Source organism: Winogradskyella ouciana, from assembly GCF_009709615.1.
GTDB lineage: Bacteria > Bacteroidota > Bacteroidia > Flavobacteriales > Flavobacteriaceae > Winogradskyella > Winogradskyella ouciana.
The window spans coordinates 1-265 of sequence record NZ_WJYA01000142.1 but is presented as its reverse complement, the minus strand read 5'-3'; the positions used below and the strand labels follow the sequence as shown (position 1 = coordinate 265).

The window sequence follows — 265 nt, the reverse complement described above, 5'->3', positions numbered from 1 at the left end:
CCAAGCTCGTCAGTTCCAAACCAGTGCTCGGACGACACTTCCTGATTTTTCGTCAACAGGCTCTGATCCGAGTAACTGTAAGGCACGAGGTTCGGTCCGATAATCGCCATCGCGACCAGTGCCGTGATGATGAACAAACCGAGCATCGCCAGCTTGTTTTTTGCCAACTTGCGAATCACTTGCTGTCCATTGCTCAGGCTCGGCCGGGAAATGACGTTGGCCTGCCCTTTTTTGGACAGCGGCTGAAATAACGGGTCTACTCTAT

1 pseudogene is annotated in these 265 nt (G+C 52.5%); it reads right to left on the bottom strand.

The features are described 5' to 3' along the window. A pseudogene (locus F1003_RS18820) lies at window positions 1-265 on the bottom strand (hypothetical protein); the annotation flags it as partial.